The following is a 9,069-nucleotide window of genomic DNA, read 5'->3' as shown; positions in this document are numbered from 1 at the left end:
CTATAACCAACGAAATGATGAACATTGCCCTTGGTATAATCACTAAAACCATGTTCAGTATGGATATAGGAGAAGAAGCAAAAAGAATCGAAGCACCGATGGAGGCCGTAATGAAGCTAGGTGTGAAAAGAATGCGTTCGCTTATTAATATCCCACTTTGGATTCCGACCAAAAACAATCGAAAATTGAAAAGAGCAGTAAATGAATTAGATGATGTCCTCTTTTCTATTATTAAAGAAAGAAGAATGGAGCCTAGTGAGCATACTGATTTATTAGGAATTTTAATGCAGGCAAAAGATGAGGAAAACGGACTCGGAATGACTGACAAACAATTGAGAGATGAACTAATGACTATTTTTCTTGCCGGACATGAAACAACAGCTAACTTACTGTCATGGACATTCTACCTTTTATCCCAGCACCCCGAGGTTGATGAAAAGCTCTACACTATAATTGAAGAATTAACTCAAGGGAAGCCCATCACACCAGAACTCTACCCTCAATTAACGTATGCTCAACATATCATCTCAGAGTCGATGAGGCTTTATCCACCAGCCTATGTGATTGGTAGACAAGTAGAGGAAGATATTGAGATCGGCCCTTATCAGATGAGAAAAGGGAATATGGTGTTAATTAGCCAGTATGTAATGCACCGAAACCCTACTTACTATGACAACGCCGATGCGTTTATTCCTGAACGCTTTGAACACAATTTCATTAAAACCTTGCCTCCCTATGCCTACTTTCCATTCGGAGGTGGACCTCGGGTATGTATCGGTAATCATTTTGCGATGATGGAGGCCACACTTGCTCTCGCCACTATTGTTCAAAAATACCGCCTTACGATATCAGCTGATCATCATACAGTTAAGCCACAGCCCCTTGTGACTCTTCGTCCCAAAAGAGGCCTTTACATGACTTTAAACAATAGAAAATGAGGCTTGGACAAAAGTATTTTAACTTATGGAAAATCGAACATTACTGATGCGGTCTATGTGTACCGCTCCTGAAATATACTTCGCTTTCCGCGGGAAGCTGGTGAGCCTCCTCGTGGGGTCTCACCTCTGCTTTTCATCCTGTAGGAGGTCTACGTATATTTCATCCGCTCATTTAGCGCTTCGTTCGTATCCTGAGTTAAACCTCTTAGATATGTCCCAGCCCCATTTCTTAATCGACACAATCTTTACTTATGACACGATCATCAAGTTTCATATACTTAGACCTACCAAGGTAAAGTGGTATTGATAATTTTGTTAAGTTAGGTAGTCCATTTTCAAGGAAACACTCTTCGTCCCGATAGAACCCTACTAGATCTGCTACAAAGAAATCATGATCCCCATATGGGTTTATATCGATTGTCTTGCACTCATAGGCTACATACGCAGCCTTTAAGATAGGTGCACCGGTCTCTACACCTTCTTCAAACGAAAGAGTGGCCAATTTATCGGTCTTAGCTCCTGTTAAGATCCCGGCCTTCTGAATCTCTTCAGCTTTTTCAAAGGGGAGAAAATTAATCGCAAACATACCAGCTTCCTTCATTAGTTCATATGTGTAACTCTCCCGGCCTATCGCTACTCCATACATCGGTGGCTCATACGAAATATACGTATGCCAACCTGCAGCCATGATGTTTTTCTTCTCATTAGCCTTCACCGTCACTAAAGCTACAAGACCAGGATAACTATGCATAACCGTATGATCTACTTTTGTCCTCATCTAGTAACCCCCTACTCTTGTCCAAATTTCTCTATGTCATCAGATTGAATAATTGTCACACCCTCGCTTGCTTCTCTTATAGCTCGTCTATACATGGCACGAGCAACGACCACATCTTCGATTCCTCTATACTTTCGCATCTGCCCAGCTAATACTGGTTTAAGCAATTTCAACCCGATCTCGCCCATCTTCTCCCCCAAACGAAATTCCTCTCTTTCTCCTAATAAAAGTGAAGGTCTGAAGATATCAACATGTGGATAACTCAATTTCTTCAATGCTTCTTCCATTTCTCCCTTTACTCTACTWTAGAAAACACGCGAACTATGATCTGCTCCAATAGCAGAGATGACCAAAAGTCTTGAAGCACCTTTATTCCTTGCCATAGTCGCTACTTTTAGAGGGTAATCAAAATCAACTTTTTTAAATGCTTCTTTTGTTTTTGCTTTTTTAATCGTYGTGCCTATGCAAATAAAAACATCATCCACCTGTGGAAAACTCTCTTCAACCAAAGAGTCGAAATCGACCACATGTACAATTTGCTTTGGGTTCATTTTWTCCACAGGGCGTCGAACAAGTAAATGAACCTCTTTATATTCCGAGGCACTTGTCAGTTCCTTTACTACTTGTCTTCCAATAAGACCCGTCGCTCCAAGTATAAGTGCTGACCGTTTTATCAAAACTACCCACTCCTTTTTATTAATTATAATGAAGTTATCAAAAAAGAGAGAAATCTTTCCTTGATTATTTAAACATACTCATGATAGGATCAATCTGTAAGATAACTTTATAGCATTAACTAGGGGTGTCCAACGAGTTGGGCTGAGAGAAAGACGCAATGAAGTCTTTTAACCCTTTGGACCTGATCTGGCTCATACCAGCGTAGGGAAGTTWGACTCCTCAACAATGTCTATTTGACTACTTCTACATAGTATAAGCCGGGCCCAATTTATTTGGACTCGGTTTTTTTATGTACTCCCCTATTCTTTTCATGTACAGATCTCGTCCTTTTATTTATAAAATTAAAGGAGAGATGAATGATGTCCCAAATTATGCAAAAAAATGTATCGATTATGTCTAGCTTTTCAGGAAGCAAGAAGGTGTATGTTGAAGGCTCGCGCAGTGATTTGCTCGTTCCTATGCGAGAGATTGGTTTGTCTAACACAACAGGTGCTTTTGGAGAGGAAGAAAATTCACCTATTCGTGTATATGATACGAGTGGGCCTTATACTGACCCTAACTATACAGTCGACTTAACTAAAGGTCTTCCTCCTCTCAGAAAAGAATGGATTATTGAGCGAGGTGATGTAGAAGAGTACGTAGGTCGTAAAGTAAAGATAGAAGATAATGGATACAAGGACGAGGCAGACCCACGGGCAACATATAATGAATTTCCGCTTTTAGATCATAAACCGCTCCGTGCTAAAACAGGTAAAAATGTAACACAACTTCATTATGCTAAAAAAGGCATTATCACGCCCGAAATGGAGTTTGTAGCCATTAGAGAGCAAGTAGATCCCGAATTTGTTCGTGATGAGATTGCAAAAGGAAGAGCGATCATTCCTAGTAACATTAATCATCCAGAATCAGAACCAATGATTATTGGTCGTCATTTCCACGTGAAAATTAATGCAAATATCGGCAACTCTGCTGTGACTTCTTCGATCGAAGAGGAAGTAGAAAAGATGACGTGGGCAACACGTTGGGGGGCTGATAATATTATGGATCTCTCAACAGGAAAAGATATTCATAAAACACGTGAATGGATCATCCGAAACTCTGCTGTTCCTGTTGGGACAGTGCCAATCTATCAAGCTCTCGAAAAAGTAAACGGAGTAGCAGAGGACCTGACCTGGGAAGTGTATAGAGACACATTAATAGAGCAGGCAGAACAAGGGGTCGATTATTTTACCATTCATGCAGGAGTCCTCCTGCGCTATGTACCACTGACAGCTAAGCGAGTGACCGGAATCGTTTCTCGCGGTGGATCCATTATGGCGCAGTGGTGCTTATTCCATCATCAAGAAAGTTTCCTTTATACTCACTTTGAAGAGATATGCGAAATTATGAAAACATACGATATTGCTTTTTCATTAGGCGATGGACTTAGACCTGGGTCCATTGCTGATGCCAATGATGAGGCTCAGTTTGCAGAGCTCGAGACATTAGGTGAACTAACTCAACTGGCTTGGCGTCATGATGTACAAGTGATGGTAGAAGGGCCTGGTCATGTTCCTATGCATTTAATTAAAGAAAATATGGATAAGCAACTTGAGTTATGTAAGGAAGCTCCATTCTATACACTTGGACCATTAACCACTGACATCGCACCAGGTTATGATCACATCACTTCAGCTATCGGAGCTGCCATGATTGGTTGGTATGGTACAGCTATGCTCTGCTATGTCACCCCAAAAGAACATCTTGGATTACCTAATAAAGAAGACGTACGAACGGGCGTAATCACGTATAAGATTGCTGCTCATGCGGCTGATTTAGCTAAAGGGCATCCTGTGGCACAAAAGAGAGATGATGCCCTCTCAAAAGCTCGTTTTGAGTTTCGGTGGAGAGATCAATTTAATTTGTCACTAGACCCCGAGCGTGCGATTGACTACCATGATGAAACCTTGCCTGCCCAGGGTGCCAAGACGGCTCATTTCTGCTCTATGTGTGGTCCTAAGTTTTGTAGCATGAGAATTTCACAAGATATTCGCGACTATGCCAAAGAACATAACCTAGAGACGAAAGAAGCAATTGAAAGAGGAATGAGAGAAAAATCACAGCAGTATAAAGACGGTGGTAAAGACCTTTATCTTTAATAAAGGAGTGATTCTATGATTGAACAGCTGCAACAAGAGCTCAGTGAACTTCAAGCAAAAGTGAGAAAAGTCCATTCACAAATTGAAGAATTACAACGAACGTGCGACCATGATTTTTACGGGGACTCTTATTACGTTAAATGTTCAAAATGCCAAAAGATTGAAGCCCTCTATTATTAACGTTATTTCGCTGACTCGATCAACTTTGAGTCAGCTTTTTTATTAAGATTACGTATAGCTACTCCACATAAAGAGGATTGAACGGATCCATTTTGAATATATAATAAAAACCGAGAAATGAGGTGTCAACATGAAGGAAACATTCTCACAGAGAAAAGTACTAGTGATTGGAAGTGGCTTTTTCGCTCTAACCCTAATTTGGACCTTCTACAATGCATACATGCCATTAATACTTGCTAATCATATTGAGCGAACAAGTATTATCGGGGCGATTATGGGGCTCGATAATTTACTAGCAGTCTTATTGATCCCGCTTATTGGAGCTTGGTCAGATCGTGTGAACACACGATTTGGAAAGCGACTTCCTTTCCTTATGATTGGTATGCCACTTGCTGCTCTTTTCTTTGTCTTACTACCTTTTATGCAATCGACACTTTGGACACTTCTTTTTATTGACATCTTATTTTTATTAGCCATGACACTCTACCGTGCTCCCGTCATCTCATTGATGCCCGACCATATAGCACCGGAGAGACGCTCTCTCGCTAATGGTTACATTAACTTAATGGGTGGCATTGGTGCGATTGTGGCATTGTTTGGTTTATCTCAACTTTACCAAGTCAACTCATCCTACCCTTTTATCGTAGCCAGTATCCTTTTAATGACTGCTTTTCTTTTGTTATTTCGCTCAGTGGATCGTCACCCGCCCTACACAACGAATACAAATAATGAGCAAGATGAAGTTCAAGCTAGACGTTCGATTACAAGAGGACTTGCCGAACTCTTTTTGAAAAAGCACCGGGGTCAAGCATTTATTTTATTTGCTATCTTTGTGTATTTTATCGGCTATGCCTCTATTGAAGCACTGTTCACTTTATACGCTACTAGAACACTTGGCTTTACAGAAGGACTTGCTGGATTAACACTCGGCTTTTTCAGCTTATCGTTTGTACTATTCGCCGTTCCTGCAGGTTGGATTGGACAAAAACTTGGCAAGGTTGAAACGATGGTGATCGGTTTAATCTTGTTGCCCCTCTTTTTTGTAGCCATTCCGTTTATTAGCACCCCACTCCTCTTACAAGTTGTCCTATTTTTAGCCGGTGTAGCCTGGGCATTAATCAATGTGCAAGCCTATCCACTCGTTGCTGATCTCGGTGGTCTTGCCAAAATTGGACTGTTTACTGGTCTTTACTATTTGTTCTCAATGTCAGCACAACTGATTGGTCCGACTCTACTCGGCTTAATGATGGATTTCTTCGGCGGGGCAGCTCTCTTCTTTACTGCTTCAGCTACATTTGTGGTTGCCTACTTTCTATTGCAACACGGTAAAAAGAAAATCGAACAAACTAAGCCGATCGCTGCATAGTGTAAAAGCTGCTCATATCTGAGGTATGGGCAGCTCTTTTATGTTTAAGAGAGCTTTTATTGTGATACATAAAAACATACCATCTCGGACAAATTATGGAAGAGATTAAGATCAAGGAGGTTTTTAGATGAATGAGCACAAAACCAATCGGTTGCCTGAAAGACCTGAACCATATTGGCGGATTACGACTCAACTTGCCAGCTTCCCACCACTGAAAGAAGATATCTCAACGGATGTCTGTGTGGTTGGAGGCGGAATTAGTGGGATCACAACAGCCTATTTATTAGCGAAAGAAGGGCTGGATGTCACATTAGTAGATGCCGATGTTTTAGTAAATGGCACAACTGGTCATACGACCGCAAAAATCACGGCTCAACATGATTTAATCTACGATGAATTGATTCAAAATGTTGGGGTCGACAAAGCAAAGCTCTATTATGATGCCAATGACGCTGCACTAGCCTTTATGCGCAAACTCGTCAAAGATGAAAAGATGGCATGTGACTTTACAGATGAAGATGCCTACCTTTACACAACGAATAACCGAGGCGTAAGCAAGCTTGAACATGAATACAAAGCTTATCAAGAGCTTGGTATTGATTCAGAATGGATTACCTCCATGCCTCTAAACATTCCCATTAAAGCTGGTATTGTGATGCGAGGACAAGCTCAATTCCACCCCATTAAATATTTAGCACACCTTATTAAAATGTTTACGGAACTGGGTGGTAAAATATATGAACATACAGTAGCAACTGATATAAAAGAAGGAGAATCACCTGTAGTCCTAACCCGTGATGGAGCAAAAATTAAAGCTAAACATGTTGTAGCTGCCACACATTTTCCCTTTTATGACGGGGCAGGGTTTTATTTTTCAAGGATGCATGCCGAACGTTCCTATGTCATTGCAGTTGAAACCGAAGAAGACTTTCCAGGCGGGATGTATTTAAACTGCGATGAACCTAAACGGTCACTTCGCTACACTGATATGGATGGAAAAAGACTTGTCATCATAGGTGGTGAAGAACATAAGGCAGGTCAAGGCATGGATACTATGTATCACTACGAATCGCTACAGGATTACGCCAATAAAGTGTTTACGACTCGAACCATTCCTTTTCGCTGGTCAGCTCAAGACCTGATTACGTTAGATAAAATTCCTTATATAGGAAAACTATCACGGATGCATCCGAACGTATTTGTGGCAACAGGCTTTAGAAAATGGGGAATGACAAATGGTACAGCTGCAGCTCATGTCATCACCGATCTGATTGTAGGGCGTCCGAGTCCTTATGAAGAGCTTTAWAAGCCATCTCGGTTTGTTGCTGACCCAAGTATTAGGCACTTTATGTCTGAGAACCTTGATGTTGCAAAGCATTTAATAAAAGGAAAATTCGATGATGCTGATAAATCAATTGATGAAATAGCTTTAGACGAAGGCGCAGTAGTGAAAGTTGATGGAAAACGTGCGGGTGCCTACAAGGATAAAGAAGGGTTTCTCCACTTAGTTGACACAACTTGTACCCATATGGGCTGTGAAGTGAATTGGAATCACGGAGATCGTTCGTGGGACTGCCCATGTCATGGCTCACGTTTCTCATATAAAGGAGAAGTCATTGAAGGCCCTGCCACTAAGCCTCTTAAAAACATAAAGCATAATAAATAATAGAAACAGGGCTCGCCTATATTAGGTGAGCTCTTTGTGTCTCCACCATAATGCATGGGATAATAAAGACTTCCTCTAGGATCTACCCAAAGATTGAGGTATGATAGAGAGATCAATTGCGTCAAAGAAAGGACGTTTCAAATGAACGGACAAAATCGATCTGCCATTAAAATCGGACAAAGAGTTAAGATTRTACTAAAAAAAGACCAACGAACAGGGACATTGACAGAGGGTACAGTTGCTAACATCCTTACAAAATCCCCTAGCCACCCACACGGCATTAAAGTAAAGCTTTCTGATGGACAAGTTGGACGAGTAAAGGAGATCATTGGCTAGAAAAAGATGAGTGTAATGACTCATCTTTTTTATTTTGTTCTTTCGACATGAATTTCAATAATATGGCCATCTGGATCTAAGCAAAAAATCTGGGCAAATCCACTTTTACTAGTAGGTTTTTCAACCACTTCTACTTCCTTCTGCTTTAACCAATTAAGGGCTTCGTCGTAWTCTTTTACTCGAATGGCAAAATGATGCCCTCTTGAATCAATAACTGCCCTACCTTCTTCTCTAGTATGATTCTCTATTAAATGTAATTGCTGCCCTCCAATCGAAAACCAAGCACCCTTAAAATCAAAAGTAGGACGATCTAATTCTTCTAAAAGAAGGATTTCTTTATAAAATTCTTTAGCGACTTCTAAATCCTTCACTTCTAGACTCACATGATGTAATTCCACACTTTTAAGCATATTGACCTAGCTCCTTTGTCATTTTTTATTAAATTTCTCTCGCTACTAACCGATACTACAATGAGAGGTTTATTTTTAAGGGGGATGGGGTAAGTGAAATCGATTCAAACTAAACTTATTACCCTCATCTGTACCTTACTGTTTATTACGTTAGCTATCGTTTCTACTTTAACGTATTTACAAGTAAAGCAACAGGTTGAGGAAAATGTACGAGTAGAAGGTCAATCACTCGTTCAAGAAAAAAGCGACTTAATATCATTGTACTTAGAAAGTTTCGCATCATCCATTGACCGTTATAGTCAAGATAGTCGAGTGGTGACGATGTTGCAATCACCCGAGGAAGAAAGAGAAGAAGCTTGGGCCATTGTTAATGAAGATTTCCAAACGTTCAACTCTTTAAATGAACATATTGCCGTTACGTACATTGGCTCAAACGAAGGGGAATTTTTCACCGAGCCTTTTATCGACGTTGGCTCTGATTACGACCCGCGTACTCGTCTTTGGTACACAGACGCTGCAGCGAATCCTGATACCGTCATCTGGACGGAGCCTTATGAAGATGCAAGTACAGGTGAATAT

The 9,069-nt window shown here is 40.7% G+C and carries 9 protein-coding genes, 1 pseudogene and 1 riboswitch; of the genes and pseudogenes, 7 read left to right on the top strand and 3 right to left on the bottom strand.

Annotated elements, in window-relative coordinates:
* Window positions 1–938, top strand: a 938-nt coding sequence (locus tag AB685_RS23635) for a cytochrome P450 (RefSeq protein WP_047973034.1), incomplete at its 5' end; no start/stop codon positions are given.
* 229 nt (window positions 939–1,167) lie between these two features.
* On the opposite strand, the gene AB685_RS23630 is transcribed toward AB685_RS23635, so the two are convergent.
* A complete protein-coding gene (locus AB685_RS23630; RefSeq protein ID WP_047973033.1) occupies window positions 1,168–1,716 on the bottom strand; it encodes a flavin reductase family protein in 549 nt (182 codons plus the stop codon).
* Between the two features lie 11 nt (window positions 1,717–1,727).
* Window positions 1,728–2,393 carry an oxidoreductase gene (locus AB685_RS23625; protein WP_047973032.1) on the bottom strand — a complete coding sequence of 222 codons (666 nt, stop codon included), beginning with the start codon at window positions 2,391–2,393 and terminating at the stop codon, window positions 1,728–1,730.
* A 111-nt stretch (window positions 2,394–2,504) separates the two neighbouring features.
* A riboswitch (TPP riboswitch) is annotated at window positions 2,505–2,619 on the top strand.
* 134 nt (window positions 2,620–2,753) lie between these two features.
* On the opposite strand from AB685_RS23625, the gene thiC reads away from it, so the two are divergent.
* From thiC to AB685_RS23605, 5 genes are all read left to right on the top strand, one after another.
* Complete coding sequence (gene thiC, locus AB685_RS23620) at window positions 2,754–4,532, top strand: phosphomethylpyrimidine synthase ThiC (RefSeq protein WP_047973031.1); 1,779 nt, start codon at window positions 2,754–2,756, stop codon at window positions 4,530–4,532.
* Window positions 4,533–4,547: 15 nt separating this feature from the next.
* Window positions 4,548–4,712, top strand: coding sequence for a hypothetical protein (locus AB685_RS31455; protein WP_157860750.1), 165 nt, complete (start codon window positions 4,548–4,550; stop codon window positions 4,710–4,712).
* A 130-nt stretch (window positions 4,713–4,842) separates the two neighbouring features.
* Entirely contained in the window at window positions 4,843–6,078 is a 1,236-nt protein-coding gene (locus AB685_RS23615; RefSeq protein WP_047973030.1) for an MFS transporter, read from the top strand.
* A gap of 127 nt (window positions 6,079–6,205) precedes the next feature.
* Window positions 6,206–7,744: an FAD-dependent oxidoreductase gene (locus AB685_RS23610; RefSeq protein WP_047973029.1), complete on the top strand. Its 1,539-nt coding sequence runs from the start codon at window positions 6,206–6,208 to the stop codon at window positions 7,742–7,744.
* A gap of 141 nt (window positions 7,745–7,885) precedes the next feature.
* Entirely contained in the window at window positions 7,886–8,080 is a 195-nt protein-coding gene (locus tag AB685_RS23605; RefSeq protein ID WP_047973028.1) for a YwbE family protein, read from the top strand.
* Window positions 8,081–8,109: 29 nt separating this feature from the next.
* Here AB685_RS23605 and AB685_RS23600 read toward each other — a convergent pair whose 3' ends face one another.
* Entirely contained in the window at window positions 8,110–8,490 is a 381-nt protein-coding gene (locus tag AB685_RS23600; RefSeq protein WP_047973027.1) for a VOC family protein, read from the bottom strand.
* Window positions 8,491–8,583: 93 nt separating this feature from the next.
* Between AB685_RS23600 and AB685_RS23595 the strand changes: the two are divergent.
* A pseudogene (locus AB685_RS23595) lies at window positions 8,584–9,069 on the top strand (cache domain-containing protein); the annotation flags it as partial.

The sequence above is a fragment of the Bacillus sp. LL01 genome, assembly GCF_001037965.1.
The sequence above is the reverse complement of the archived record's forward strand: the minus strand, read 5'-3'. Positions and strand labels throughout refer to the sequence as shown.